Here is a 25,856-nt window from a genome sequence, read left to right on the forward strand (position 1 = left end):
CGCTGACCCGATTGCCTGTCAGCCGATCCGCAGCTTTCTTCGGATAAAGTCCGCCTCTGCCAGCAGAACCTCGCCGTCCTCCGGCGCACCGAAGAAGCCGCCGTGCGGCATCGCCTCCCAGACGTGCAGTTCCGCCTCGCATCCCGCGCGCAGAAGGGCGCGATGCAAGATCACCGTGTTGGAGAGGAACAGGTCGCGCGTCCCGGAGACCAGCATTGTCGGCGGAAAGCCCTTGCCGAAATCGCCGAACACGGCCGAGAGATAGGGATCGCGAAGATCGTGACCGTTGGCATAGAGCGCGATGGTTTGCGTCAGCCGGTGCTTGAGCACAACGTCGATCGTGTCGTTCGTCTCGAAGGTGTCGCCGCTTTCGGTGAGATCGGCTTCGGGCGTGGCCAGCACGCAAGCGCCGGCCAGCGGCAGGCCCAGGTCGCGAGCTTTCAGCATGAACGAGGCGGCCAGGCCACCCCCGGCGGAACCGCCGACAACGACGACATTGCGTGCATCAAAGCGTTCGAGCAGCCACCGGTATGCCTCGACCGTATCATCAAGGCCAGTTGGGAAGGGGTGATCGGGCGGCATCCGGTAATCGATCGAAAATGCCCTGACTTGCGCCATGGTCGTGAGTGGCAGGGCCATATGGGCGGCCGCCAGGCCCGACCCGTGCACATAGGCACCGCCATGGAGATAGAAAATGGCGCGATCGGCCGTATCGGGTGCCATGCCCTGCGGCACGACCTCGTAGACCGGCACCGCGCCGACCTGGTGCGTGATGATCTGCGCCGGGAATCGCTCGACGTTGACGGCCATTGCCGCGCTGAGCATCGCATCGGCGGCCTCAAGGCAGGCCCGCCACGCCTCCTTGTCGTTGAGATCGGACGGATGGCCCTCGCCCATCATGGGCGGGCTGGACAGGAACGCCTGCGCCTCAACGCTCACGGTTGACGGGGCGGGTATCGTGCGGGCCGGAACGTGCACGCCTCCCTCGGTCGCGGTTCCCGTGATGTTGCCAACGCCCATGCCCGTCTCCTCCTTGTCCTTCGCGGTCTTTTGTATGGTCCCGGTTTCTTCGGTGCCGCGCCGGCATCCTCTACCAGCCTGGCGATATCCGCAACCTCCCAAAGCCGATTGCTCACGCCGGTGGACGAGTATCCGCACGGTTAGCCTCGGGCGCTCGCCATCGCTGGTCGAGATGGGCACAGCAGCGGGCGTGCCTTCGCTGCTGCGTACACGAATGCCAGCGCGGCGCGGCTATAACTTGACAGCCCGGCCGTTCGCCAACAGCCTGACGAACAAAGCCACGGATCGGCCCCGGCCAGGTGCCGCGACCGTTCGCGATGGCGGGTTTGGTCACAGGGAGAGTGCCGCGCGATGATTACCAACTTGCCCGGGCAATGGGATCTGGAAGTCGATTTCGTCTCGATCGGTTCGGGGATCGGCGGCCTGGCCGCCGCGATCACGGCCCATGACAGGGGCGCGAGCGCGCTGGTGCTGGAAAAGTCCGGGCAAGTGGGCGGCGTCACCGCGCTGTCGATGGGCGAGGTCTGGGTGGCGGGCAATCACCTGGCCGCCGCAGCCGGCCTTGCGGACTCGGTGGAAGAGGGTTTCCTTTATCTCAAGACGCTGTCGATGGGCTATGGCAGCGATCTGGCCATCCTCAACAAGGTGATCCACGCGCGCCACGCGCTGAAGTATTTCGAGGAGCGGATCGGCCTGCGCATGACGGTCATCCGCGATTGCCCGGACTATTATTATCGCCATAACGACCACGCCGTCGCCGAAGGCCGTATGCTCGAATGCGTCCCCTTCCCCGGCGCCGAGCTGGGCGAGTGGCAGCCCCACACGCGGCTTTCGCCGCAGATGCCCTATGGCATGACGCATCATGACATGTTCGCGGCGGGCGGCACGGCCAACATGATGAAGTGGGATTTCGCGCTGATGGGCGAACGCCTGACGCGCGACGAGCGCTGCCTGGGGCCCGGCCTCGCGGCCTATTTCGTCAAGGGCGTGCTCGATCGCGGCATCCCGATGTGGACCGGCGCCAGTGCCGAGGAACTGATCGCCGATGGCCATCGTGTGGTCGGCGTGCGCGTCAGCCGCGATGGCCGGGATCTGTTCGTCCGGGCGGACAAGGGCGTCCTCGTCGCGGTCAGCAGCTTCGAGCGGCGGCAGGATTACAACAGGACGCTGGGCCAGCAGCTTGAATTGGGGTCGATGGTGTTCTCCACGGTCGATGGCGCCAATTTCCGGCTGGCCGGCCCGCTGGGCGCGCGGATCGCGCGGGTGCCGGACATCACTTCGCTGGGCTTCGTCATTCCCGGCGAGGAGGACGAGGAAGGGATGCCGCTGTGGCGCACCGCGCTGCCGGTGATCGGCCAGCCCCACGCGATCGTGGTCAACCGCAAGGGCAGGCGCTTTGGCAACGAGGCGTTCTACCGCTCGTTCTACTACACGATCGACGTGATCGACGGCGGCGACCAGTCGCATCCCAATTTTCCCTGCTGGCTGATCATCGACAGCCAGTCGCGCGAGAAATACCCGCTCATGTCGATCATGCCGGGGCAGGACTGGCCGGAGGGCTTCGGCGCGCAGGCCGATACCCTGGCGGGACTGGCGGCGAAGATCGGCGTCGATCCGGCCGGGCTGGAGCACACCGTCGCCCGGTTCAACGAGCACGCCGCCAGGGGCGAGGACCCCGATTTCGGGCGCGGCACGCATCCGTGGAGCGCCTGGATGTGCGGCGATCCGTTCAACCAGCCGCATCCGAACCTGGGCACGATCGCCAAGGGCCCGTTCTACGCCGTCGAGCTGAAGCGCATGGGCGGCACGGCCATCCCCTCCACCGGCCTGCTCACCGATCCGCACGGGTGCGTGCTGGGCTGGGACGACCAACCGATCGCGGGGCTCTATGCGGCGGGCAATTCGGCCGCGCGGATGGAGACTGGCGCGGTCATGCAAAGCGGCATTTCCAACGCGCGCGGCATGACCGGCGGCTGGCTGGCCGCGCGCCACGCAATGGGCGAGCCCAGCCGCCTGCTGGAACAGGAAGTTGCGCGGCTGGGGCTGTAAGCACGGGAGGCGGTGGCGCGTTCTACGCCGGCGCCGCCTCGTGCGCCTGCCAGTCGGGATAGCGCGGCAGCGTCAGGATCAGCAGCCCGCACAGCGCGCAGCCGATGCCGCCCGCGGCGAGGAACGGGCCGTAGCTGCCGGCCAGATCGTAGACCAGCCCCGCCGCCATCGGCCCTATCCCGCCCGCCAGCGCGAGCAGGCCGCCCATCACGCCGTAGATCGCGCCGAAATTCCGCATCCCGCCATAGCCGGCGGTGAGGAAGCCGGCGATCTGCATCTTGGTGCCCGCCGCATAGCCATTGACCACCAGCGCCAGCACGATCAGCCCCGGTGAGCGGACATTGTCCATCAGCAGCAGGAACGATGCCGCGGCCGTGCCGAACGTGAGCGCGCCGATCCAGTTGGGGCGGAAGCGATCGAGCAGAACGCCGGTCAGCAGCTTGCCGGCGATGGCCGCGATCCCGCCCAGCGATGTCAGCCAGGCGGCATTGGCCCGCGATACGCCGGCCTGTGTCAGGATCGGGAAGAGATGGATGGCCAGCCCGTTGGTGAGCGCCATCACGACCAGATTGGAAATCCCGATGCGCCACAGCGCCGCGTTGCGCCAGGCCTGGCGGATCGTGAGGCCGGGCAGATCGAGCGTTGCCGAAGGCTCCTGCTCGCGCGTGGTGCCATTCTGCCGGCGTCGCTCCGCCTCGCGATCGTGAACGTCGAAGAAGAACAGCAGGCAGAACACCAGGGCGACCCCGCCCCAGCCCAGCGCCAGCCAGACATAGGCGGCGCGCCAGCCCAGCTCGGCGATCAGCCAGTTGCCCAGCGGCGGCAACAGGATCTGCGACAAGGCAAGGCCCGACATCATCAGGCCCAGCGCAAGCCCGCGCGATCCCGTGAACACCCCCAGCACCGCCGCCGTCCAGGCGGTGGACTTGAGGCTGGTGGAAACGATGCCGTAAACCACCCACAAGGCCAGCCATTGCCAGGCCGCGCCGGTGACGAGGCCGAAGGCGGCCATCGTGATGATCGTCAGGACCAGCCCTGGCAGCACCAGCCGCCGCGTGCCGACCCGGTCGATCAGGGTGCCGAAGAAGGGCGAGAGGATCGCGGTGATCACTGTCGCGATGCCCGGCCCGGAGGACAGCAGCGCCCGGCTCCAGCCGAACGCCTTGTCCAAGGGCTCCATGAACAGGCCGAGCCCGCCGATCATCACCGAATAGAACGAGTACCCGATCGCCGAGGCGAGCACGAGCGTCCAGCCGGATTTCCATTCGTTCAGGCCTGTCGCCTTGTCCGGGCTCACCATGATCTCTCCCGCGCGAAAAAAGGCCGGTCCGGCAATGGCTCGCCGGCGCCATGATGCGGGCCGGAAGGTCAGGCCACCACGGCCAGACCCTCCGGCGCGCGTGCCCGGTGCGTCAGTCGCCAAAGCGGTAGCGCAGGCGCATACCGTAGAAGCGCGGCTGGCCGACCACGGCCGACTCCAGGCCGCCGACGCCCAGGCCGGGGATATAGGTGTAGTACTTCTCCTTGGTCACGTTCGTGGCGAAGGCGGCCAGATCGATCGGCAGCCCGGCCACGCCGTTCCAGCTGAGGTTGAGGTTGACGAGGCTGGTGCTGCCCAGCAGGCCCAGATCGGCGCCGAACAGCGCGCCCAGATCGGGAGCGCCGGCAACGCTCGGCGGCAGATAGACGTAGTTGGTGCGTTGCTTCGCGGTGTAGGTATAGGTCGCGCCGATGCTGATGCGCCCGATGCTCTCGTCGATCGGCAGCGTATAAGTGCCGGTGGCGGTGAGGCGGTGCTTGGGCGACAGCGTCAGCTCCGAGCCCGCCTTGATCGCGGTGGCGGAGATCTGGTAATTGGGATCGTTCGTGGAGACCGCCGCGATTTCCCGGATCGTCGCGTTCAGATAGGAATAGCTGGTGTCGAGCGTCAGGCCGTCGAACGGCGTCAGCGATGCTTCCACCTCGACGCCGTAGATCCGCGAACGGCCGGCATTGATGATCGCGGTGGTGTTGGAAACCGGGGCCGGCACGCCGTTGATCACGCGCGGCGAGGCACCGAACTGCAATTGCTGGTTGGTAAAGTCGTTATAAAAGCCGCTGATGTTGAACGTGCCGCGCACCGCACCGCTGAAGCTGGATTTCAGGCCCAGTTCGTAGCTGTCGACCTTTTCCGGCTTGAAGCTGCGCAAGTCGCTGGGGGCATTGGTGAACACGCCGCCCGCCCGATAACCGCGCGCGTACTTGGCATAGAGCAGGATATCATTGGCCGGCTTGTAATCAAGGCTCAGCAGCCAGGTCGGCTTGTCGGACTTCGCGCGCTGGAATGCGCTGCAATCGGGCGCCGTCGCCGGATCGGTGCAGGCCCGGATCACCTGGCTGGTGAAGGCGGGGAAGCGATAGCCGATGCGCGTCGCCTCGTTCTCCTGACGATCCCAGGTGTAGCGCAGGCCGCCCGTCAGCTTGAGCTGGTCGGTCAGCGCATAAGTCATCTGCGTGTAGAGGCCGACATTGCGGAACGAGGTCTTGCCGCCGGTGAAATTGACCACGCCGACGTTGATCGGGGCGGGCAATGGCGGCAGCCCGGCCGCCGCGCGGCCGGCATTGGTGGCTGCGGTGAAAGCGGCGCCATAGACATCGGTGCAGACCAGATTGGCCAGATCCGCGCACTGGATCAGCTGGCTTGACTGGTTGCCGATCTCCGACAGCGGATTGCTGACTTCCAGATAGCCGCCCGCCTGATAGGTCAGGCGCCCGTCCAGCGCGCTGCCCTGCAGCTGCAATTCCTCGGTGAAGGTGGACTGCTCGGCGGAGTTGCGGCCGGGGATCGGGAAAATGCCCGTGAAGATCCGCGTCGCGCCCTGGAAGAAGAGCTGCGGATAGGGGGCGGGCAGATTGTCGGTCGTCCAGTTCGTGCCGAACAGGGCGGTGCGCTGGAAATTCTTGAGCTGGCCGTAGCTGATGATGTTCTTGATCGCCAGCGTGTCGCTGGCCTGCCAGGTCGTGGTGTTGATCACCTGCCAGGTTTCCAGCAGCGAGCGCGGATTGGCCACTGCCTGCTGCATGTCATAGAAGCCGAAACCGGCCGCCCGCTCGGCCGCGAGCTGCCCGCATGACAGGACGCCGATGAAGTTCCCCAGGCCCGTGGCGGGGTTGACCGGATCGTAGCCGGTGGGGTTGCAGCCGATCGCCTTCTGGACGCTGCCGTTCGTGTCCGAACGGTTGTAGGACACGATGAGGTAGTTCTCCAGATCGGGCGTGAGATCGACCACCAGGCTGGCGCGCAGCGCCAGATAGTCGACATCGTTGAAGTTGTCGGGCCCGATGCCCGAACGGTTGTGCAGCCAGCCATCGCGCTTCATGCGATCGGCGGCGAAGCGGACGCGGGCATCATCGCCCAGCGGCAGGTTGATCGCGCCCTGCAGGCGGCGCAGGCCGTAATTGCCCAGCGACCCTTCGACATAGCCTTCGAACTGCGCGGTCGGCTTCTTGGGCACGAACAGGATCGCGCCGCCGGTGGTGTTGCGGCCGAACAGCGTGCCTTGCGGGCCTTTCAGCACCTGCACGTTCTGCAGGTCGAAGAAGCTGCCCGGCCCGGCGCCGTCGCCCGCCTGGGTGCCCTGGGTCGGGCCGCGCAAGGCCACCACGTCCGCGAAATAGACGCCGACCGAGGGCGGCGTGCCCGCATCCTGGACGAAGCCACGAATGGCGAAGCTGGAATTCTCCTGGCCGAAGTTCGAATTGGTCGAAAGCGAAGGCGTGAACGTCGCAAGATCGGACGCGTTGACCACGTCACGACTGGAAAGCTGTTCCTGGTTGAACACCGTGATCGAGATGGGAACGTCCTGAAGCCGTTCCTCCACGCGCCGCGCCGTCACGATGATGTCGGCCCCCGCCGCGTGCTGCTCCCCGTCCTGCGGTGCCTGCGCGAAGGCCGGCGCCCCCATGCCGAAACCGAACGCAAGCGCCGTACCAGCCGCGAGAGCGGCCTTCCCCCCAATAGTCATGGCAATCGTCTCCTGAAAGTATCTTGTTGTACCCGGTGGCTTTGGCCCTTTGTCCGGGGTGCTTAGGTATTGACTTGGAAATTCATTCCGCTGCGAAAACAGGGTTGGATTCACCCACGATGATGTCGTCATCACCGATCCACTTCACGAAGCGTTCAAGCGGATACATCGCATCGTGCGGACCGCCCGATACGTGCAGGTTGGCCGTGCCCAGCCGACAGATCCGCTGGCCACCCGCCGCGGCCAGGCTGTCGCGCAAGGCGCCCTTGCGCTCGGGCGGCCAGATCCCGATCGTCTGCGTCGCCACGTTGACGTGGCGCACCGCATCCTCCAGCCGCTTGACCCGCACGACGTTGGACGTCTTGTTGCTGGGGTGGAAATCGACCGGCTCGTCGGACAGGATCACCATGCCTCGCCCGTCCTTGCCGCCCCAGACCTTCAATTCGCCCATTGCTTGCAGGATCTCCACTTCCTCGCCCGTTTCGAGGCTGAGCGGGGGCGCCATGGCAGAGGCATAGGCACGGTCCAGCGCCAGCCGCTCGGCGAGCTTCGCGCAGAACCGCTCGATATCGGCCTCCTCGCCTTCGGCGAAGATGAACCGGCTCGCCAGGCAGGCTTCCTGGTTGTAGACGGTGGTGTCCTGCGCCGCGCGCTCGGCCGCCTCGGCGATGCTGGCATCGCTGGCGAAAGTCTCGCGCCCGATCATCGAGATGGAGGACTTGGGATCGAACGATACGAGCTGGATGCCCGGCCCCAAGTAGCGGATCACGTTGTTGATGGCATCGCCGCCGCCCCAGGCGACGATCCTGTCGAAATACTGCGGCCGATAGAGGATGCCTTCGATCTGCGCATCGCCGCCGCGCCAGTAGATCGCGGACATGGACTTGACCACGGGATGCTCGGGATCAATCTCGGCCATCGTGCGCAGCACCGCCACGCAAGTGAACGGATCGCTCGACGGCATCTTGAACAGGTTCACCGCCTTGACGAGCGCGCCCTGCGCGATCGAGCTGATGCAGCCGGCCGGCGAATTGCCCGCCAGCATGTGGATCATGCGCGGGGGAAAGGCGCGTACGGCGCCCTGGTTGCCATTGGGATCGCTGCGCTTCACCCAGCCGTCCAGCGCCTCGGGCCGCGAAAAGTTGGATGCGATCATCCCTTCCAGCGCGGCGCGCGACATATAGTGCGGCGCCTCGCGATACAGGTTCTCGACCACGCGCAGCGGCAGCGGATTGGTTGCCGACAGCAGTTCCAGGCATTGCTGCAGATGGGGATTGCGCGACAGCGTGAGCCGTTCGCTCGTCTCCACCAGGAAGTCGATGATTTCCGACAGCTTGACGTCAAGCAGCGGCGGCAGTTCCGATCGCGGCGTGACGACGGCGTTCAGCTCGATCTCGGGCGTGGCGAAGTCGGCGCCCAGATCGCGCGAACGATGGCGCACCGCGCCGCCTTCAACCACCTGCCCGCGCACGAAGAAAGGCGCGGCCAGCACATCGGGCGCGACCGTATCCAGCACGCTCATGCCGCCCCCCGCACATAAGCGTCGATCGTGCCGGAGCAGCTGATCTTGTCCCCGCCCACCTGATCGGCATAGCGCACGATGTTGTCGCGGATCGAAGGGCTTTTCGCGCCGCAGGCGCAGGGGCCGTAATCGGCCATGATCTTGTCGCCGGAAATGACGCCGCCCCAGCGCCCGCGCACCGAGAAATCGAAGAAGGCGGCGCGCCCTTCCTGCTCGATACCCGGCGTCGGCTCGACCAGGGTCTCGCCCGGTTCGTCCAGCAGCAGCAGCATCACCCAGGGCGGGACGTGATAGCGCCCGGCCTGGCATCGCGGCAGCGCGGCGTTAATCTCCTGCATCCCGTACATGTGGAATTCGCGCTCGGGCGAGAGATTGAACGTCTCGGAGATGAACTGCCGGTAATCGGGAGGCAGGACCGCGCCTTTGAGGCCGCCGCCGACATAGAGGGCGTTGTCCGGGTGGAAATCCTTCGCACCATAGCCGCGTTCGCGCACGATCATCGCGACGCGGTGCAGCCCCGCCCACATGCCCAGGATGAACAGCTTGTCGCCGCGCGCCTCGATCAAGGCATCGGCGGTGATGTCATACGATGCCTCGACGGCTGCGGCGCGCGCGGCCGAGGTCTCCTCGAACGCGGCGATGTCGTCGGGCGAGGCGGTGCCCTCCCCGATCGCCTTGCGCATCGCCACCATGCCGGTGATCGCGCCGATCGTGATCGGCGGGACCGGCGGCTGGTAAGGCTCCACGTCGAGCCGGGAAAAGCCGCCGACGATGCCGTTCTTGGTCACGTTGTTGCGCGCCGAATGCGCCACTGCGCCAGTGCCGATCAGGCGCCGGTCCTGCGCCGCCTCGATATTGGCGCCCCAACTGATCGAGCGCACGACCTCGCGCTGGGCCCAGGCCAGATCCTGCGCGGTGGCATCCAGCATCGCGCACTTGCCGGTGGTGCCGCTGCTGCACGAAACGAAATGACCCGCGGCCTGCAACCGGCCCAGCCAATCGTCGATGTCGGTCACATCGGTCAGGTCGACGCCGGTCACGGGGGTGGCTGACACGGTTTCGAGCCACTTGCCCAGGCGATCCCACTTGCGCTCGGTCAGCCAGCTTTCGGGATAGCTCTTGTAGGCGGTGTGGGCGAACAGCAGCGGGACGATGTCGGCCGCGCTGCGGATGGCATCGACATTGCCGCTCCGGGCGCGATTGCCGAGCAGCTTGATCGCCTCCACCTGCTCCACGAACAGCGCCTGGGCAGCCTCGATCTGCAACGGCAGGATCGCTTCGTGCGCGGTGTCGTAAGCGTCCGGGGCATCCAGAAGCGCGGTAAGCTGTTCTACCGCGCTCTGCTTGCCAGACGTTGCCATCGTTGCCATCAAACCACCTCTTCCCAGCGGCGCGCATCGGCTGCGCACCCTATTTTCGTTACACGTATTACGGAAATAGGGTTCTGGCAAGCGAGCGATCGATAATTCGACGGCTGCGCGTTTTTACGGAGGATTTTTGGCTCGGCGCGGGCCTTGCGGAAAGGCCGGGCTATCGGAAATCCGGCTTCGGCCGGCCGCCGGTGGTCAGCCCAGCTCGCGCGCGATCAACAATGCCAGCCGATGGTTGGCGGGCTCTATCACAAAGGTGTCGAGCACGTGCTGGATGGTGGCAATGGGAAAGTCGTCGGGCTGGCGCAACCACCATCCCAGCGCTTCGAAGATCGCCCCGGAAACGATCGTGGCGGCCAGTTCCAGCGGCATCTCGGGCCGGCGCTGGCCGAACGTGCGCGCCGTTTCGATGCCCCTGCGGGCGAACCGCTCGCGCATCGTGGGCGAAGCGCCCGCCGCGAAGAGCGACTGCCAGATGACGCGGTTATCCATCAGGTAACGGCACATCTGCTCGCTGGAGGCATCGCCTTCATGAAAGCTCAGCATCGCGAATTCGAGCATCGCGTCCACTTCGGACACGGCGATGTCGTTGAAGATGTCCTCGATATTGCGGAACTGGCGGAAGAACACCGGATAGCTCACGCCCGCATGGCTGGTGATGTCCTTGATGGTGATCTGCTTGAACGGCCGCTCCGCCATCAGCGCCCTCAGCGATTGCCGCAAGGCTTCTTTCGAACGGATCGCGCGCGCATCGGGCCGCCGGGGCGCCGGCGCGATATCGGAAACTTCCTTGTTGCTCATCGCCCAATCCCGTCGTCGGCGCGGCGGCGGCGCCTGTCGAACATAGGGAATAGGGATGGGAAGCCGCGCATGGCAAGGCTTGCGCAACGAAAAGCGTGCCGGAAACGCGCGATCGCCCTTTCCGGCACGTCTTGCTTCGCGTCAGCGCAAGGCGGTGGACCAGGATGGCGTGTCGCCATGGCCGGGTACGAAGCGACGGGCGGAAAAGCTGTGCGGCACTTCGGCGCTGCCGCCGTAAAGCTCATGATGCGGCGCCGCTTCGGCGAAAGCGGCGGCCAGGCAGAACAGCCGGGTCTCGGCCGAGTCCATGCCATCGAGCGGGCAGCCTTCCAGCCGCGCCAGGACAGCGTCGAGCCGGGGCATCATCGCGGCGTGGAGCGCGGCGAAATCCTCGGCCGACGCGGTCCAGCGAATGGCGCTGCGGGCATTTTCGGTCGGCCGGGCCCAGCGGGCGGCCAGTTCGGCAAGGTCGGCGAAGCCCTCGGGCAAAGTCATGGTGGCGCTCATCATCGTCTCTCCTCAGGCCGCCAGATAGCTGTCGAGCGTGCGGGCGGCATGGCGGATGAGGAATTCCTGATCCATCAGCTGCATCTCGTCGATCGCGCCTGACCGGATGCCGGTGAAGGTGTCCTCCATCGTGGCGGTATCCTCCAGCCAGGCATTGCGGTGCAGCGCGTTGACGTGAAGCTGCGCCACCCGCTCGGCCGCATTGCGCGCCGGGCGAAAGTAATTGATCCCTTCCCACAAGGTGCGCCCGTGATCGAGCGGCCAGAACTGGTGGGTGAAATAGGCCATGCCCGGATAACCGCAGCCCGAGGCCAGGTGGATCAGCAGGTTGGGGAAGATGTTCGGCAGTTCGAACTGGAAATCGCTGCGCCCGGTGGGATTGATTCCCGGCGGCAGCAGATCGGGCCGGGGGCCGTGATCGGTGCCGGCGTGGAACAGCCCGGCGAAGCGCGCGGTCGATTCCGCCGCTTCCATGCCCAGGCCATAGATCGTCGATGAGGCGTGCGGCCCGATCAGCTTGAAATCGGCATGTTCGATGCCCCGGAAGCCGGGCAGCGATCCGGCATGGATGGTCGGCACGTGATAGCCTTCGGAAAAGGCATAGAGCGCGACTTTCCAGTTGCATTCCAGCACGGTGGAATAACGGAACGCGGTCGTCGCCTCTGCATAGGGATAGCCGCCGAACAGCGTGGCGAAATCGCCGAGATATTCGCGCAGGCTCTGCTCGGGCGGATCGGCGAAGTTGATGAAGACGAAGCCTTCCCAGCTTTCGCAGGCGATCTCGCGCAGGCCCAGGCACGCCTTGTCGAGCGTGCCGAAGCTGCCTTCCAGCGGCACCGAGCGCAACGGGCCGTCAGTGCCGAACACCCAGCCATGGAACCGGCAAGTGACGACATTGGCGCGCGCGCGGCCGAACGTCTCGAAATCGGATGTCGGCACCACCTTGTTGCCGCGATGGGTGCAGACATTGTGGAACGCGCGGATGCGATCGTCCTTGCCGCGCACGATGAGGACCGATGCGTCCGCCACCGGCAGTTCCTTCACCTTGTAGTCGCCGATCGCGGGAATCTCCCATGCGGTGGCGACCTTCAGCCAGGCGCGCCGGAAGATCTTCTCGCGCTCCAGCGCATAGATCGCCGGATCGCGGATCGCTTCCACCGAGACGGGATCGATGCCCAGTTCGGCGCGGATCGCCTCCACCGACCGGCCAAGGTGGCTGAGCGCTTCCGCGCCCGGACGCAGCCCGGTGCTGCCCAGATCGTTCATGTCGTTGCACTCCTTCGCATCGTTGTCCGTGGCGCGCGGCTCATGCCTCGGCCAGCGCGTCGGGCTTGGCATTCCAACCCTCGGGGTAATGGGAAATCAGGTCGGCCTTCAGCTCCAGCCGGGTGAAGCGCCACTCGGCGCCGTCCATGGAAACGGCCCGCGCCTCATAACGCCCGCCGATCCAGTAGGCCCTGCCGCTGGCCGCCGTCGCGACTTCCCAAAGGTAGAACTCGACATCGGCCGCCCGGTCGTCGGCAGCGAGTTCGACGCGCGGCGAGACGAGGTAGTGCAACGTCCAGCAAAAGCCGGTGTCGGCATTGCCCGCCACTCCCTCGGCGATCGCGTCGCGGCCTTCGAGCGTGCCGTAGCGGTCAATGACGAACCGCGCGTCGGGCGCGAACAGGCGCCGCAGCGCCGCCGCCGAGGGCCCCGTATCGAACGCGCGGCCCAGATCGCCGATCAGGCGATCGATCGCGCGCAACGCCTCCAGCCGGCGCACGCGCTGCTCCAGCGTGATCTCTGGCATGGTTTCCGTCTCCCGGCCGGGCGGGAAAGGGGCACGCCCCTCTCCCGCCCCCTCGCTCAGAACTTGTACTTGGCGCTCAGGTACCATTCGCGCGGGCGGCCATAGACGCCCTCGACAATGCCGCCGAACGAGTCGGCATAGCCCGAGCCGAGGTAGACCTCCTTGGTCAGGTTCTTGACGCCCAGCGTCAGCCCCCAGCGCTCGCTCTCGTCGTTGAAGGCGACCGAGGCGTTGACCAGGTGATAACCGTCCTGCACCAGCAGCGGCGTGTTGACCGCGTCGTTATAGACCTTCGAACGGTACGACCAGTCGACGCGCGGCTGAAAGCTGCCCAGGCCAGACGCGTCGATCGTGTAGGATACGCCGGCGCTCATCGTCCACTTGGGCGCGTTCTGCAGCCTGGTGTCGGTGGTCACGCCGGCATTGAGCGCGCGGATATCGACCTTGCGGTACTTCGCATCGAGATAGCCGAGACCGGCCTCGAACAGCAGGGCGCCCACCGGGCGGGCCTGAAGCTCAAGCTCGAAGCCCTTGATCCGCGCCTTGGCCGCGTTCTGGATGATCGGCGCGAAACCCAGCGTCGGGTCGTTCACGGTGATCTGCAGGTTGTCGTAATCGTTCAGGAACACCGCGCCGTTCAGGCGCACGCGGCGATCGAGCAAGTCCGACTTGAAGCCGAACTCGTAAGTCGTGCTGGTTTCCGGCTTGAACGAAGGGATGAAGGCGAACGGCGGGAACACGCGCTGGGTAAAGCCGCCGCCCTTGAAGCCTTCGGAATACGACACGTAAGTCAGCAGTTCCGGGCTGAAGCGATAGGACAGGCTGACCATCGGCGTCCACGCCTTGTCCTTGATCGTGGCGGTGTGGCCCAGCGGCCCCATCAGCGGATCGCCATCGGCAAGGCCCGAACCATCGGGATTGAACGGCGCGCCGGTGAGGAAGCCGGCTTCCACCACGTACTGGTTGGCGTTGCCGAAGGTCTTCTTGTCCTCGGTCCAGCGGATGCCGGCGGTCAGGTTCAGGTCGGGCACGATTTCCCAGGTGCCTTGCCCGAAGAAGGCCAGGCTCTTGCCCTTGAGCACCGCGCCGCTGAGGAACACGGCATCGACGATATTGACCAGATCCTTGTGATTGCCGCTCTCGTCCGAATAGTAGCCGCCGACCACCCAGTTCACCTTGCCGTCGGCCAGGTCGCCCAGGACCTGCAGCTCCTGCGAGAACTGATCCTGTTTCCAGTCGCTGTTGGTCTGGACGATGGTGGCCGGGCTGTGATCGGAATCGCGCGTCCAGAAGCCCGTCACCTTGCGATAGGCGGTGATCGATTTCAGCGAGACATTGTCCGCCACTTTCCACTCGATCGTGCCCGAAGCGCCCCAGATGTTGACGTCCGATCCCGATTGATAGCGCCTGGGATTGCCGTTGGTGAACACGTCCGACACCGACGTGAACGTGCCGCCGTGCTTGTAGGGGCCCAGCGCCCACTGGCTGTTGAAGCAGCGCTGATCATTGAACCGGGCCGGATTGGCGCTGTTCGCGCAGATATCGGGCGCGCCCGAATAGGCCGCGTTCCAGTATGCCGCCGCCGTCGCGTTCTCGTCGATGGCGATGGCGACGTTGGGGGCCGAGTTCTCCCGCGTGCGCGAACCGTCCACCGCCAGGTCGATGGTCACGTTGCTGGAGGGCTCGAGCCGCAACGCGAAGCGGCCGGCCAGGTTGTCGGTATCGCCAAGGTCCGGCGCGCCGGGGACAACGCCCTTCACATAGCCGTCGCGCTTGTGGATGAAGCCGGCGAAGCTGGAGTAGACGCCTTCGGCCAGCGGCAGGTCGATCGAGCCCTTGGCCTGGAAGCGCCCGAAACGGCCGGTGGTCAGTTCGAATGAGCCGGCCAGCGTATCGCCCGGCTTCTTGGTGACGACGCTGACCGCGCCGCCGATCGTGTTGCGGCCGAACAGCGTGCCTTGCGGGCCGCGCAGCACTTCGATGCGCTCGACATTCAGCACGTCGAGCACGTTGCCCACGCCGCGCGAGATGTAGACGCCATCCAGGTACAGCCCGACGCCCGGATCGGCCGAAAGCTGGTAGTCGTTCTGGCCGATGCCGCGAATGAAGATCGCCGCCGTGGCATTGCTGGCCGAAACCGGCACCGAGCTGTTGAACTTCACGTTGGGGGTGAAATCGCCGATCTGGGTGACGTTGTCGATGCCGCGCGCCACCAGGCCCTCGGAGGTGACGGCCGAAATCGCGATCGGCGTATCCTGCAGCGATTCCGCCCGGCGCCGCGCGGTGACGGTGATCTCCTCGATCCCGCCGGTGCTATCGTTGGCCGCCGTGGCGGCATCCTGCGCCATGGCCGCGCCGGCCGGCGCGCACAGGCCGAGCAGCGACGCGCCCAGCAAGAGGCCCCCGCGAACCCGGGCGCCCGCCGCGCCTGTCGAAGCCGCGCCGCGCCGCGAAGCGGATGGCGTGCCGGTGAGCTTTTCCCTCGATTGTTTCATTCCCTGTGTCCTCTTGTTGGATCACGCTTCAGGCCCGTTGCCCACCCCGCCTCGTGTATTCGGGATGCCTTCCGCCGGCCTTGCGCCCACTCGTTCATGGGTCCCGCAGCCCGATGCCCGGTGACATGGATATGCAACATCACAGGCCCCTTCCGCGCTAGCCTCAGAACGCTGCAAGCAGCATCACAGCGCTGCCGAATGGGGCTGGTGCCGCAAGCACGCAAAACCGCCGCCAGTGGCGCGAAGCGGGCATTCGCGGCCCGAACAATGAAGGGAATCCCGTGCGCGCCCGCGTAGGGGCCACGTGGGGACAGCATCGCGAAGCGCGTGCCGAAACTTGCGGTAAATGGCTAATTGGCTCGGCAGCGGGATAGCCGTTCCGGCCCTGCCCCCGCCATCATCGCCGCATCATTCAGCACCGGGCCTTCGGGCCGCCAGCGAGGGAGCGTCATGCCCAACACCGTCGAAGTCAAGCGCAGCGGGGAAACCGCCAAGGACGATCCGAACTGCTTCAACCGCCTGCACTGGGCGATCGAGCCCGTCGCCCACGCCAATCCGGGCGACTACATCGTCTATGAAACCCGCGACGCCTTCGACGACCAGTTCACCATGGCGACGACGGCCGAGGAAGTCGCCGGCTGCGATCTCAACCGCGTCCACCCGATGACCGGGCCGGTCTATATCGAAGGCGCCGAGCGTGGCGACGCGCTGGCGGTGACGATCGTCGACATCGCGCCGGCCGACTACGGCTATACCGTGATCGTGCCGGGCTTCGGCTTCCTGCGCGACGTGATCCCCGGCCCGTTCATCGCCAACTGGCAGCTCGACCGGCTTTGCGCGGTGTCCGAGCAGATTCCCGGCGTGCGCATCCCGATGTGCGCGTTCCCCGGCTCGATCGGCGTGCTTCCCGGCAAGCCCGAAGTCGCCGCTGCGCTGGAACGCGAAGGCGCGCTGGCGGCGGCCGGCGGCTTCGCGCTGATGCCCGATCCGGGCCGGGCGCTGCCCGCCAGGCTCTTCGCCGAGGGCGCGCCTTACGCGGCCGAGGGCCTGCGCACCGTCGCCCCGCGCGAGAACGGCGGCAACATGGACATCAAGGCGATGCAGGTCGGCACCACGGTGCTGTTCCCGGTGCTGGTCGAAGGCGCGGGGCTGTGGACCGGCGACATCCACTTCGCCCAGGGCGACGGCGAGGTCTGCGGCACCGCAGTGGAAATGGCCGCGCGCGTCACGCTGAAGTGCGAAGTGATCAAGGGCGGCGGCAAGGATATCGTCTTCCCGCACGTTTCAGGCGGGGGCCAGCTGCGCAACGCCGATCCCGGCCGCTTCCACGCGGTCGTCGGGATGCCGGTGAAGCAGGCCGGCGAAGTGCCGCCGCACCTGGCCTATCTCGACAGCCCCAAGGTCGCGGCGCTGACCAACCTGTCGGAAGACCTCACCCTGGCCGCGCGCGACGCGCTGCTGCGGATGATCGACTGGATCGCGCGCACCAAGGGCTACAGCCGCGAGCAGGCCTACGCGATCTGCGCGGCCGCGGTGGACCTGCGCATCGGCCAGCTGGTCGACGTGCCCAACATCATCGTTTCCGCCGTGCTCCCGCTCGACATCTTCGTCGACTGAACCGGAGCCCCAGGCGCGCATCACCGAGAGGACAAGACCCATGAACGCTGAGCATCGCTGGCTCGAAACCTACCCGGAGCTGGGTTCCGGGCCGATTTCGACCGATCCCTACATCTCGCCCGAATGGTACGAGAAGGAAAAGGAGAAGATCTTCAAGAAGGTCTGGCTCTGTGTCGGCCGCGAGAACGAGATTCCCAAGGCCGGCGACTACAAGGTGAAGCGCATCGACGCGGCCGAGACCTCGGTCATCCTGATCCGGGGCAAGGACGGGCAAGTGCGCGCCTTCCACAATGCCTGCGCCCATCGCGGCAACACCGTCGTCACCGAGACGGGCTGCGAGACTTACGGCCGCAGCAAGGCGGCCGTCGTCACCTGCCGCTTCCACGGCTGGGTCTACGGCGCGGACGGCGCGCTCAAGAGCGTACCGAGCGAGGAGCGGTTCTATGCCTGCTTCGACAAGGCGCACAACGGCCTGACACCGATCAACCTGGGCATCTGGGAAGGCTTCCTGTTCATCAACGTGGCGCCCGAGCCGGACACCACGCTGGAGGAATTCCTGGGCGACTATGCCGGCCATTTCCGCGGCTTTCCCTACGACGCGCTGGATTACGGGTTCACCTATCGCACCGAGCTGGAGTGCAACTGGAAAGTCGCGCACGATGCCTTTGCTGAGGCCTATCACGTCGATACGATCCACGCCGGGTCGTTCCCCAACGTGTTTTCCACCGGGCTGCAGAACGTGAAGCTGATGGGGCCGCACCGCACTTGCGCGGTGTGCCTCACGCTCGATGCCAAACCCACGCCGGTCTCCGCGATCGCCAACAAGATCGCCGGCGCCAGCCTGGTCTCGCAGCGCGGGGAATCGATGCTGCCGCCCGCGATCAACCCGGACAAGCGCAGCGATTTCGCCTTCGAGCTGAGCGTGATCTTCCCCAACACGCTGCTGCACATTTCCGAAGGCATCTGGTTCACCCACCAGTTCTGGCCGATCGCGCACAATCGCACGCTCTGGGAAGGCCGCTACTACGTGAAAGCGCCGCGCACCAATTCGGAGCGCTGGGCGATCGAGCACGCGATGACGCTGCAGCGCAACGCCTGGCTGGAAGACACCGCCACCATGGAAGACACCCAGCGCGCCATGCAATCGCGCGCCAAGACCCTTCAGTACCTGCAGGACGACGAGATCCTGATCCGCCACGGCGCGGCGATCGTCGACCAGTACGTCAACGCCTGAAAGCGGAGCGATACCGATGCCTGAACCGACCCTGCCCGAAGGCTTTGCCGAGCTTGCCCCGTGCCTTGACTGGGCACTGCCCACCGCCGACCAGCGGCAGGCCCGGCGGCTGGCCGCGACCAGCGCCGAGCTGAGCGCCTTCTACGAAGCGGTCCTGCCACGGCTGGAAGACATCCTGGCCGCCGTCGATGCCTTCCCGCTCGGCGCGCTGCCCGAAACCCACCAGCCGCTTTACAGCCTCGCGCTGGCGATGGCCGAAGTGGCGCCGCACATCGAGCTTTACGGCGGCAGCGTGGGCGTGCCCTATGCCTTCGAGGAAACGCGCTTCGTCGCGGTGCATGGCGACCAGCCGACCTGGCGGGGCCTTCAGCCGATGGCGACGCCCTGAGCATGGCCGGCCCGCTCACCACCGGGGAGCGGCTGGCCCGGCTGGAAGCGCGCGCCGAGATCACCGACCTCGTCGCGCGTTACGCCCATGGCGCCGACCACAAGAACGATCCCGCCATCCTTGGCCCGCTGTTCGCCCCGGACGGGGTGTGGACGGCGGAAGGCTTCGGCGATCTGCGCGGGCGCGAGGCGATCGCCGCCGGCCTTGCCGAGATCGCGGCGAGCCGCATCCTCTGGTCGATCCACTACATGGTCTCGCCCCACGTCGTGCTGGGCGATGATGCCGCCACCGCGCGCTGCCACTGGTACTTGTGGGAGCTGTGCACCGTAGCCGAGGAATCCGGGCCGACCGACAGCTGGTTCGGCGGCTGGTACAACAGCGAACTGGCGCTGACGGATGAGGGCTGGCGCTTCACCCGCGTCGAACTCGAAGTCCGCCTGCAAGGCGAGGCAATGCCCCCATGGACACTCAAGAAAGCTATCCCGGCGTGACGATCAGGCTTTGTGCGACAAGCGATATCCCCGAAGGCGAAGTGCTGCGCGTCGATCTCGACGACGGGCGCGCGCTGGCGGTCTACCACTGGGAAGGCCAGTTCTTCGCCACCGACGACTTGTGCACGCATGGCGATGCCTCGCTGTCCGAGGGCGAGATCGAGGACGGCCGGATCCTGTGCCCGTTCCACATGGGCAGCTTCGACATACGCACGGGCGAGGCTGTGGCCGCGCCCTGCTCGATCGCGGTGCGCACCTATCCGCTGACGACGCGCGAGGGCGAGGTCTTCCTCGTCGACTGACGGCGCGCCGGCTTATCCCGACCACCCACTTCCCGGCGGCCGCGCGCCGCCGGTCTTTTTTCGCGTTCAGTGCCGGCCGGTGCGCTTGAGCGTTGCCGAAGGCCGTTCCCCGAACCGTTCGAGGTAATCGCGCGCGAACTTCGACAAGTGGGTGAAGCCGCAGGCCAGCGCCACTTCGGTGACGGTCAGGCCGTCGTCCGCCGCCGAGCGCAATTGCCGGTGGGCCAGTTCCAGCCGATGGCTTTTCAGGTAGTTCATCGGCGTCGTATCGCGAAACCGGCGGAATCCCGCGTGCAGCGACCGCGCCGACACGCCCGATACGGCGATCATCTCGTCCAGCGTGATCGCATCGCAGGCGTGCTGGTGGATGAATTCCTCGACCCGGCGGACGTAATAGGGCGCCGGGGTGAAGGCCGGGGCATCGAACAGGTCGATATGGTTGTGCGGCACCGCGGCCAGCAGCAGGCGCTGCAGCGCCTGTTCCACCGCCCCGGCGGCACGCGCGTGGCTGAAGCCGGAAATGCCCTCGTCCAGATCGTCGCAGACGGTGCGCACCAGATGCGCGAAAGCCGCCGCCGCGCCTTCCAGCCGCACCGGCCGGGGCGAGAAATGCAGCTCTCCGGGGCGAAAGCCAAGCTCTTGCGCCAGCAGCGCCTCAAGCCCGTCCTTGTCGACCTTCACGGTGAAATGCTTGTAGCCGTCGCCAAAGGTCTGGCGCACGCGTGCCTTGGGATTGAGCACGCACATCTCGCCCGGATGCAGCACGAAAGTCGCCTTGTCCTGCGTGATCTCGGCCACCCCGGCGAGCGAGAACTGCACGAGGTACAGCGCGTCCATCGGTGGGATGTTCACCACCACCTTGCCATAGGGATTGCCATAATCGGTGGCGTTGAACGTCAGCGACTTGAGCGAGGCCTGGTGATGGCGGAAATCGATCGGCGGGCTGCCGCCATCGATGCGCAAGTCATGCGGACAGAACATCTGGCACATGTGCTGGTGCACTTCGTTGATATCCCGCGTCACCAGGCGGGCCATGCTGGGCAGCGGCATGGCCGTGCCGTCCCAGCGGCGATGCGTTTCGGCGTACATCATCATGGTTTCGCTACCCCGTTCTGTTCTGCTTCTCCCAGGACGCTGCAAAGATGCCGTCCGCTGTGCGTTCCGGCGCTCGATAAGCTCGCTTGCTATGCGCAAGACCGAGATCGAGCAGCATTTCACAAGTCTTGAAACCCACCAAGCCCGGATTCAGCACCGGCACCGCAAGCCGCTCCGCCAGCCACGCGTGCGACTGGTGCATCGTCGTCGATCCCAGCACCAGCACATCGGCGCCATCCTCGTCCAGCGCGCGCCGGGCCGCGTCGAGCAGCAGCGGAAACACGCTGTCCTCCTTGCCCGCCAGCAACTCGGCGGTATCGGGCCGCACGCCGATCTCGCGGATCGAGGCCAGCCTGTGGGCCAGCCCCTGCTCGTGCAGCACCTTGTCATAGAGCCAGGCCCAGCGATCCCACATGCTGAGAATGGAGAAACGCTTCCCAAGCTGGCAGGCGAGATGATACGTCGCCTGCGCGGTGCCCACCACCGGGATCGTCAGCCGTGAACGCAACGCGGCAACGCCTGAATCGCTCATCGAATTGATGCAGACGGCGGCAAAGCCCTCCTCCTCGGCGCGCGCGCCCGCCTCCAGGCAGAAGGCATCGGCGATCGCGCCTTCATAAAGCGAATCGAGCGTGCCGCCGCCCCGCGCCGCGCAGCCGAATTCCACCGCGATGCCGGGATGCAGCAGACCGGGCGGGATCTGGCTGGCGAATGCCGCCAGCGCCGCTTGCGGCACGGGCACCGGCACGATCATCTTGACGCGACGCTTCATCCGATCCTCCCGGAAGGTATTGTGCAAACCCTTGCGGCCTTCGCGCCAGGACAGCGCCGAAAGACGGAGAATTCTCAAGCAAAGCTGCGATTGCGACAGGGCGATGTCCAATACTCTATCGCCCATAAACCAGACCTGAAAGGTATGAAGCACGGCCATCGCGCCCTCGCCCCGGGATCGGCCCCCGGCCGCGCCGTATTTCGCGCTCAGCGGCCATGCGCTGCACGGAAAGGATAGCGCGCACGGGGGCCGTGGCCGCAGCTTGGCGGCAGGGCCGGATGCACCGCCCCACCCCACAGAGAGGTTGTCGTGACCGCGATACTGCCACCAGGATTCGAAGATCTCCTGCCGTTCATCGACTGGGCGCGCCCCACCGAGCTGGAGCGCAATTCGCGGCGCTGGTCCGCCTCGCTGGAGGAAAGCCAGGCGTTCTACGACACCATGCTGGGGCGCGGGCCGGACGCGCTAGAATATCTCGGCCAGTTCGCGCTCGCCGATATCGCCGGCGCCGATCGCACGCTGCTCGACATGTGCCTCGCGCTCGCCGAGTGTTCGGCCACGATCGAGATGTATGGCGAGCCCCGGCCCAAGTACGTTTTCCCCATCGCCCGTTTCGTGCCGACGCACGACGCCTGGGCGCTGGCCGGCACGGGAGCACGCGCATGACCACCGCGCCCTGCCGTTTCATGGACCGCTATCCCGGGGAAGGCCGCGAGCCGGTCCCGGTCGAACGCTATACCTCGCCCGAATACTTCGCGCAGGAGCGCGAGCGCGTGTTCCGCCGCAAGTGGCTCAATGTCGGCAACGTGCTCCAGGCACCCAATCCGGGCGACTACTTCGTCGTCGATCTCAAGGTGCTCGATACCTCGCTGCTGGTGATCCACGGCAAGGACGGCCGCTTCCGCGCGTTCCACAACATGTGCTCGCATCGCGGCGCGCCGCTGGCCTGGGATGCGCAAGGTTCGTGCAAGGGCTACCTCTCGTGCCGCTTCCATGGCTGGGTCTATGACACCACCGGCAAGCTGGTGCACATTTCCGATGCCGAGAACTTCCCCGGCGTGAAGGCCGAGGACAACGGCCTGACGCCGGTGCATTGCGAGGTCTGGAAAAGCTTCGTCTTCGTCAATCTGGCGTCAACGCCCGAAGAAACGCTGGCGGAATACCTCGCCCCGGTTTCCGAGGAGATCGGCCGCTTCGATTTCTCCGGCTTCACGCCCGCGTTCTCCTACCGCATCGACGAGGCGGTCAACTGGAAGACGCTGCAGGAAGCCCAGCTTGAAGGCTGGCACTTGCCCTACCTTCACGAAAAGACGCTGGCGCGCGCGGTGAAAGTGGAAGGCAACCAGTATCGCCACGCCGCGATCGAGCTTTACGGGCTGCACGGGGTGCTCGGCTCGCCGCCGCCCGACAGCTTCACCCCGCCGCCCACCGCGATGCTCGCCAGCCGCTTCGGCACCGGCACGGTGCAGGCGTTCGGCGCGAAAGTGCAAAGCGAAGGCGAAGGCTATCGCTTCCGGGGCTCGTTCGATTTCTGGCACATCTTCCCCAACTTCTTCGTCGGGCTGCTGAACGGGCTCTACTTCACGTTCAACATCTGGCCGGTCGCGGTCGATCGCAGCGTCTGGGAGATCAAGGGTTACTATCCCCCGGTTCGCACGGCGGGCGAGCTGTTCGCGCGCGAATACTCGAAAGTGGGCCTGCGCGATCCGATGATGGAGGATTGCTTCACGCACGAGCTGATCTGCGCCCAGCTCAAGTCAGGGGCGAAGCGGCACATCCATTTCCAGGACGAGGAGATCATGGCCCGCCACCTCGGCAACGGGGTGGACCTGTGCGTGCGCGGGCTGGTCTGAGCCGGCCGCCGGCGCGCGCGGGGGCGACCATGGGAACCACCGCTCGCGGGCGCCCGCGCCGGTACGCCGGGCGCGCGGGCCTAGGCGTGCGGAGTGCCGGCGCGCGCGTGAAGCTCGCAGCCGATCTCGATCAGCCGGGCAAGCTCGCCGGAGATGTCGCCGGCGCGGTGGATCATCATGATCGGCGATCGCGCCGCGCTGTCGGCGATCGGCAGATAGGCGATATCGTCACGCCGCAGCCGCTGGACCGATTCGGGCACGATGCTGAGCCCGGCATGGGCCGCGACGAGCCCGATCGCGGTCTGCAACTCATGCACTTCGAGCAGGGCTTCGGGCTGCAGCCCCAGATCGTGGAAGATGCCCAGGATCTGGTCGGCATAGCTGGGCCGCGCCGGGCGCGGATAGACGATCAGCGGCTCGGCCAGCAGATCGGCCAGCCGCACCGGCGCACCGGGCAGGGCCAGCGGATGATCGGCCGGCACCACCGCGACCAGCGGCTCCTCGGCCAGCACGATGCGGCGGATCGCCGGGTCCTCGAACCGCAGGCGGCCGAAGCCGACATCGATGCGCCCTTCTTTCAACGCGGCGATCTGCTCGACGGTCGAGCATTCGATCACCGACACCTCGACCTGCCCGGCTCCGGCGCGGAACTGGCGGATCACTTCGGGCAACAGGCCGTAAAGCGTCGAGCCGACGAAGCCGATGACGAAGCGCCGCCGGCCGACTCCGGCAAGCTGGCGCATCATCGTGCGGATCTGGTCGACGCCGGCCAGCACATGCACCGCGTGCTCATACAGCAGGCGCCCCGCCTCGGTCAGCCGCAGCGGGCGCGCCTCGCGATCGAGCAGTTGCGCGCCGAGTTCCTCCTCAAGCTGGCGGATCTGCCGGCTGAGCGGCGGCTGGGCGATGTTCAGCACTTCGGCCGCGCGGGTGAAGTTCTGCTCATTGGCGACGGCGACGAAATAGCGAAGGTGACGCAGTTCCATACTATATCCAATTGGTATGACCCGTTACCAACACGGTCTTTGGCCCACCCCCAAACAAACCATATGAAACCAAACGTTTCAAGGAAAAGTGCGGGGATGGTATGCCGATAGTGATCGACAAGGTTGATACCTGGATTGTCGATATCCCAACGATTCGCCCGCATGTGCTGTCGATGACCTCGATCAGCCGGCAAGTGATGATGCTGGTTTTCGTCCACTGTTCGGATGGCGTGACGGGCCTGGGCGAAGGCACCACGATCGGCGGCCTGAGCTATGGCGACGAGAGCCCGGAAGGCATGAAGCTGGCGATCGACCGCTATTGCGCGCCGCTGCTGATCGGCGCCGACGCAAGCAGCCCGGCGGCGGCGATGGCGCGCGTCCGCGCTCACGTCGTTGGCAACCACTTCGCCAAGAACGCGCTGGAGACCGCGCTGCTCGATGCCGCCGCCCGGCGCGCCGGGCTTCCCCTCTCGGCGCTGCTCGGCGGCCGGATGCGCGATCGCCTGCCAGTGCTGTGGACGCTGGCCAGCGGCGATACCGCCCGCGATATCGCCGAAGCCGAAACGATGATCGCGGCCGGGCGCCACGACACTTTCAAGCTGAAGATCGGCAAGCGCGCGATGGCGCGGGACATCGCCCATGTCGCCGCGATCAAGCAGGCGCTGGGTGATCGCGCCTCGGTGCGGGTCGACGTCAACCAGGCATGGGACGAGCAGACCGCCCTGCGCGGTGCGGCCATGCTGGCCGACGCGGGCGTCGACCTGATCGAGCAGCCCCTGCCTCACGCCGATCGCGCGGGCATGGCCCGGCTCACCAGCCGATCGCGCGTGCCGATCATGGCCGACGAGGCGCTGCGCGGCCCCGGCGACGCGCTGGACTTCGCCCGCTTTCGCGGCGCGGACGCTTTTTCGATCAAGCCGCCGCAGGCTGGCGGGCTGTTCGCCGCGGGCCGCATCGCCGCGATCGCCACGGCCGGGCACATCGGCGTCTATGGCGGCACGATGCTGGAAGGCGGCATCGGCACGATCGCCGCCGCCCACCTGTTCAGCACGTTCGACCGCCTCGAATGGGGCACCGAGCTGTTCGGCCCGCTGCTCCAGACCGAGGACATCCTGGCCGAGCCGCTCGACTACCGCGACTTCTCGCTGATCCTGCCCGACGGCCCTGGCCTCGGCGTCACGCTCGACCTGGAGAAAGCCAGCCATTTCCGGCGTGACGGGCCGGGCCGCACCGCCGTCAGCCTTTCCATCAAGGAGCCCATCTGATGCTGTTCATGGTGCGAATGGACGTCCACGTCCCGCGCGATCTCGACCAGGATACGTTCGAGGCGCTGAAAGCCACCGAGAAGGTGCGCGCGCAGGAATTGCAGCGCGCCGGCAAATGGCGCCACCTGTGGCGCATCGCCGGGCAATACGCGAACGTCAGCATCTTCGATGTCGCCGACGCGGGCGAACTGCACGACATCATGCTGGGCCTGCCCCTCTTCCCTTTCATGACCACCGAAGTGACGGCCCTGTGCCGCCATCCTTCGGCCATCGCCGACGACTGAAAACAGCAA

At 66.4% G+C, this 25,856-nt stretch carries 23 protein-coding genes; 10 read left to right on the top strand and 13 right to left on the bottom strand.

All coding sequences use genetic code 11. The features are described 5' to 3' along the window. Window positions 1–18: 18 nt before the first annotated feature. Entirely contained in the window at window positions 19–1,020 is a 1,002-nt protein-coding gene (locus tag PYV00_RS09705; protein WP_275228063.1) for an alpha/beta hydrolase fold domain-containing protein, read from the bottom strand. A gap of 351 nt (window positions 1,021–1,371) precedes the next feature. Here PYV00_RS09705 and PYV00_RS09710 point away from each other — a divergent pair, with 351 nt between their 5' ends. Next, window positions 1,372–3,069 carry an FAD-binding protein gene (locus tag PYV00_RS09710; RefSeq protein ID WP_275228064.1) on the top strand — a complete coding sequence of 566 codons (1,698 nt, stop codon included), beginning with the start codon at window positions 1,372–1,374 and terminating at the stop codon, window positions 3,067–3,069. A gap of 22 nt (window positions 3,070–3,091) precedes the next feature. Here PYV00_RS09710 and PYV00_RS09715 read toward each other — a convergent pair whose 3' ends face one another. The 9 genes from PYV00_RS09715 to PYV00_RS09755 all read right to left on the bottom strand — a co-directional run bounded on the left by PYV00_RS09715 (window position 3,092) and on the right by PYV00_RS09755 (window position 15,560). Further along, entirely contained in the window at window positions 3,092–4,369 is a 1,278-nt protein-coding gene (locus PYV00_RS09715; protein ID WP_275228065.1) for an MFS transporter, read from the bottom strand. Between the two features lie 112 nt (window positions 4,370–4,481). Further along, entirely contained in the window at window positions 4,482–7,073 is a 2,592-nt protein-coding gene (locus PYV00_RS09720; RefSeq protein ID WP_275228066.1) for a TonB-dependent receptor, read from the bottom strand. Between the two features lie 82 nt (window positions 7,074–7,155). Then, window positions 7,156–8,595 carry an acyl-CoA reductase gene (locus PYV00_RS09725; protein ID WP_275228067.1) on the bottom strand — a complete coding sequence of 480 codons (1,440 nt, stop codon included), beginning with the start codon at window positions 8,593–8,595 and terminating at the stop codon, window positions 7,156–7,158. After that, window positions 8,592–9,965 carry a hypothetical protein gene (locus tag PYV00_RS09730; RefSeq protein WP_275228068.1) on the bottom strand — a complete coding sequence of 458 codons (1,374 nt, stop codon included), beginning with the start codon at window positions 9,963–9,965 and terminating at the stop codon, window positions 8,592–8,594. Before PYV00_RS09730 ends, PYV00_RS09725 begins: the two co-directional genes overlap by 4 nt. A gap of 195 nt (window positions 9,966–10,160) precedes the next feature. Next, window positions 10,161–10,766, bottom strand: a complete 606-nt coding sequence (locus PYV00_RS09735) for a TetR/AcrR family transcriptional regulator (RefSeq protein WP_275228069.1) — start codon at window positions 10,764–10,766, stop codon at window positions 10,161–10,163. Between the two features lie 141 nt (window positions 10,767–10,907). Then, window positions 10,908–11,273 (bottom strand): hypothetical protein, encoded by a 366-nt coding sequence (locus PYV00_RS09740; protein WP_275228070.1) that lies wholly within the window; start codon window positions 11,271–11,273, stop codon window positions 10,908–10,910. Between the two features lie 12 nt (window positions 11,274–11,285). Beyond that, on the bottom strand, window positions 11,286–12,539 hold the full coding sequence (locus PYV00_RS09745; protein ID WP_275228071.1) for an aromatic ring-hydroxylating oxygenase subunit alpha: 1,254 nt from the start codon (window positions 12,537–12,539) through the stop codon (window positions 11,286–11,288). Window positions 12,540–12,579: 40 nt separating this feature from the next. Continuing rightward, entirely contained in the window at window positions 12,580–13,065 is a 486-nt protein-coding gene (locus tag PYV00_RS09750; protein WP_275228072.1) for a nuclear transport factor 2 family protein, read from the bottom strand. A 56-nt stretch (window positions 13,066–13,121) separates the two neighbouring features. Further along, entirely contained in the window at window positions 13,122–15,560 is a 2,439-nt protein-coding gene (locus tag PYV00_RS09755; protein WP_275228073.1) for a TonB-dependent receptor, read from the bottom strand. Window positions 15,561–16,010: 450 nt separating this feature from the next. Between PYV00_RS09755 and PYV00_RS09760 the strand changes: the two genes are divergently transcribed. The 5 genes from PYV00_RS09760 to PYV00_RS09780 are packed head-to-tail and all read left to right on the top strand — an operon-like array spanning window position 16,011 to window position 19,592. Next, window positions 16,011–17,177 (top strand): acetamidase/formamidase family protein, encoded by a 1,167-nt coding sequence (locus PYV00_RS09760; protein WP_275228074.1) that lies wholly within the window; start codon window positions 16,011–16,013, stop codon window positions 17,175–17,177. Between the two features lie 40 nt (window positions 17,178–17,217). Further along, window positions 17,218–18,411, top strand: coding sequence for an aromatic ring-hydroxylating oxygenase subunit alpha (locus tag PYV00_RS09765; protein WP_275228075.1), 1,194 nt, complete (start codon window positions 17,218–17,220; stop codon window positions 18,409–18,411). 16 nt (window positions 18,412–18,427) lie between these two features. Then, a complete protein-coding gene (locus PYV00_RS09770) occupies window positions 18,428–18,799 on the top strand; it encodes a hypothetical protein (protein WP_275228076.1) in 372 nt (123 codons plus the stop codon). 2 nt (window positions 18,800–18,801) lie between these two features. After that, window positions 18,802–19,290 (top strand): nuclear transport factor 2 family protein, encoded by a 489-nt coding sequence (locus tag PYV00_RS09775; protein ID WP_275228078.1) that lies wholly within the window; start codon window positions 18,802–18,804, stop codon window positions 19,288–19,290. Then, window positions 19,260–19,592 (top strand): non-heme iron oxygenase ferredoxin subunit, encoded by a 333-nt coding sequence (locus PYV00_RS09780; protein WP_275228079.1) that lies wholly within the window; start codon window positions 19,260–19,262, stop codon window positions 19,590–19,592. The genes PYV00_RS09775 and PYV00_RS09780 overlap by 31 nt, the downstream gene beginning before the upstream one ends. Before the next feature lie 66 nt (window positions 19,593–19,658). Here the strand turns inward: PYV00_RS09780 and PYV00_RS09785 are convergent, their stop codons facing one another. Both PYV00_RS09785 and PYV00_RS09790 read right to left on the bottom strand, forming a co-directional pair. Continuing rightward, window positions 19,659–20,684, bottom strand: coding sequence for an AraC family transcriptional regulator (locus PYV00_RS09785; protein WP_275228080.1), 1,026 nt, complete (start codon window positions 20,682–20,684; stop codon window positions 19,659–19,661). 10 nt (window positions 20,685–20,694) lie between these two features. Next, a complete protein-coding gene (locus PYV00_RS09790; RefSeq protein ID WP_275228081.1) occupies window positions 20,695–21,459 on the bottom strand; it encodes an aspartate/glutamate racemase family protein in 765 nt (254 codons plus the stop codon). Window positions 21,460–21,768: 309 nt separating this feature from the next. On the opposite strand from PYV00_RS09790, the gene PYV00_RS09795 reads away from it, so the two are divergent. Both PYV00_RS09795 and PYV00_RS09800 read left to right on the top strand, forming a co-directional pair. Beyond that, window positions 21,769–22,125 (top strand): hypothetical protein, encoded by a 357-nt coding sequence (locus PYV00_RS09795; RefSeq protein WP_275228082.1) that lies wholly within the window; start codon window positions 21,769–21,771, stop codon window positions 22,123–22,125. Beyond that, window positions 22,122–23,312 (top strand): aromatic ring-hydroxylating oxygenase subunit alpha, encoded by a 1,191-nt coding sequence (locus PYV00_RS09800; RefSeq protein ID WP_275228083.1) that lies wholly within the window; start codon window positions 22,122–22,124, stop codon window positions 23,310–23,312. The genes PYV00_RS09795 and PYV00_RS09800 overlap by 4 nt, the downstream gene beginning before the upstream one ends. A gap of 80 nt (window positions 23,313–23,392) precedes the next feature. Here PYV00_RS09800 and PYV00_RS09805 read toward each other — a convergent pair whose 3' ends face one another. Beyond that, window positions 23,393–24,298: a LysR family transcriptional regulator gene (locus PYV00_RS09805; protein WP_275228084.1), complete on the bottom strand. Its 906-nt coding sequence runs from the start codon at window positions 24,296–24,298 to the stop codon at window positions 23,393–23,395. 101 nt (window positions 24,299–24,399) lie between these two features. On the opposite strand from PYV00_RS09805, the gene PYV00_RS09810 reads away from it, so the two are divergent. Next, complete coding sequence (locus PYV00_RS09810; RefSeq protein ID WP_275228085.1) at window positions 24,400–25,563, top strand: muconate/chloromuconate family cycloisomerase; 1,164 nt, start codon at window positions 24,400–24,402, stop codon at window positions 25,561–25,563. Further along, entirely contained in the window at window positions 25,563–25,847 is a 285-nt protein-coding gene (gene catC / locus PYV00_RS09815) for a muconolactone Delta-isomerase (RefSeq protein ID WP_275228086.1), read from the top strand. The genes PYV00_RS09810 and catC overlap by 1 nt, the downstream gene beginning before the upstream one ends. The last annotated feature ends 9 nt before the right edge of the window (window positions 25,848–25,856 follow it).

Origin of the sequence: Novosphingobium album (ex Liu et al. 2023) (assembly GCF_029076845.1) — a bacterium.
Taxonomy (GTDB): Bacteria; Pseudomonadota; Alphaproteobacteria; order Sphingomonadales; family Sphingomonadaceae; genus Novosphingobium.

Coding starts and splice junctions, on each gene's coding strand:
- PYV00_RS09705 (WP_275228063.1), bottom strand. CDS start 1,020: ATGGGCGTTGGCAACATCACGGGAACCGCGACCGAGGGAGGCGTGCAC.
- PYV00_RS09710 (WP_275228064.1), top strand. CDS start 1,372: ATGATTACCAACTTGCCCGGGCAATGGGATCTGGAAGTCGATTTCGTC.
- PYV00_RS09715 (WP_275228065.1), bottom strand. CDS start 4,369: ATGGTGAGCCCGGACAAGGCGACAGGCCTGAACGAATGGAAATCCGGC.
- PYV00_RS09720 (WP_275228066.1), bottom strand. CDS start 7,073: ATGACTATTGGGGGGAAGGCCGCTCTCGCGGCTGGTACGGCGCTTGCG.
- PYV00_RS09725 (WP_275228067.1), bottom strand. CDS start 8,595: ATGAGCGTGCTGGATACGGTCGCGCCCGATGTGCTGGCCGCGCCTTTC.
- PYV00_RS09730 (WP_275228068.1), bottom strand. CDS start 9,965: ATGGCAACGATGGCAACGTCTGGCAAGCAGAGCGCGGTAGAACAGCTT.
- PYV00_RS09735 (WP_275228069.1), bottom strand. CDS start 10,766: ATGAGCAACAAGGAAGTTTCCGATATCGCGCCGGCGCCCCGGCGGCCC.
- PYV00_RS09740 (WP_275228070.1), bottom strand. CDS start 11,273: ATGAGCGCCACCATGACTTTGCCCGAGGGCTTCGCCGACCTTGCCGAA.
- PYV00_RS09745 (WP_275228071.1), bottom strand. CDS start 12,539: ATGAACGATCTGGGCAGCACCGGGCTGCGTCCGGGCGCGGAAGCGCTC.
- PYV00_RS09750 (WP_275228072.1), bottom strand. CDS start 13,065: ATGCCAGAGATCACGCTGGAGCAGCGCGTGCGCCGGCTGGAGGCGTTG.
- PYV00_RS09755 (WP_275228073.1), bottom strand. CDS start 15,560: ATGAAACAATCGAGGGAAAAGCTCACCGGCACGCCATCCGCTTCGCGG.
- PYV00_RS09760 (WP_275228074.1), top strand. CDS start 16,011: ATGCCCAACACCGTCGAAGTCAAGCGCAGCGGGGAAACCGCCAAGGAC.
- PYV00_RS09765 (WP_275228075.1), top strand. CDS start 17,218: ATGAACGCTGAGCATCGCTGGCTCGAAACCTACCCGGAGCTGGGTTCC.
- PYV00_RS09770 (WP_275228076.1), top strand. CDS start 18,428: ATGCCTGAACCGACCCTGCCCGAAGGCTTTGCCGAGCTTGCCCCGTGC.
- PYV00_RS09775 (WP_275228078.1), top strand. CDS start 18,802: ATGGCCGGCCCGCTCACCACCGGGGAGCGGCTGGCCCGGCTGGAAGCG.
- PYV00_RS09780 (WP_275228079.1), top strand. CDS start 19,260: ATGGACACTCAAGAAAGCTATCCCGGCGTGACGATCAGGCTTTGTGCG.
- PYV00_RS09785 (WP_275228080.1), bottom strand. CDS start 20,684: ATGATGTACGCCGAAACGCATCGCCGCTGGGACGGCACGGCCATGCCG.
- PYV00_RS09790 (WP_275228081.1), bottom strand. CDS start 21,459: ATGAAGCGTCGCGTCAAGATGATCGTGCCGGTGCCCGTGCCGCAAGCG.
- PYV00_RS09800 (WP_275228083.1), top strand. CDS start 22,122: ATGACCACCGCGCCCTGCCGTTTCATGGACCGCTATCCCGGGGAAGGC.
- PYV00_RS09805 (WP_275228084.1), bottom strand. CDS start 24,298: ATGGAACTGCGTCACCTTCGCTATTTCGTCGCCGTCGCCAATGAGCAG.
- PYV00_RS09810 (WP_275228085.1), top strand. CDS start 24,400: ATGCCGATAGTGATCGACAAGGTTGATACCTGGATTGTCGATATCCCA.
- catC (WP_275228086.1), top strand. CDS start 25,563: ATGCTGTTCATGGTGCGAATGGACGTCCACGTCCCGCGCGATCTCGAC.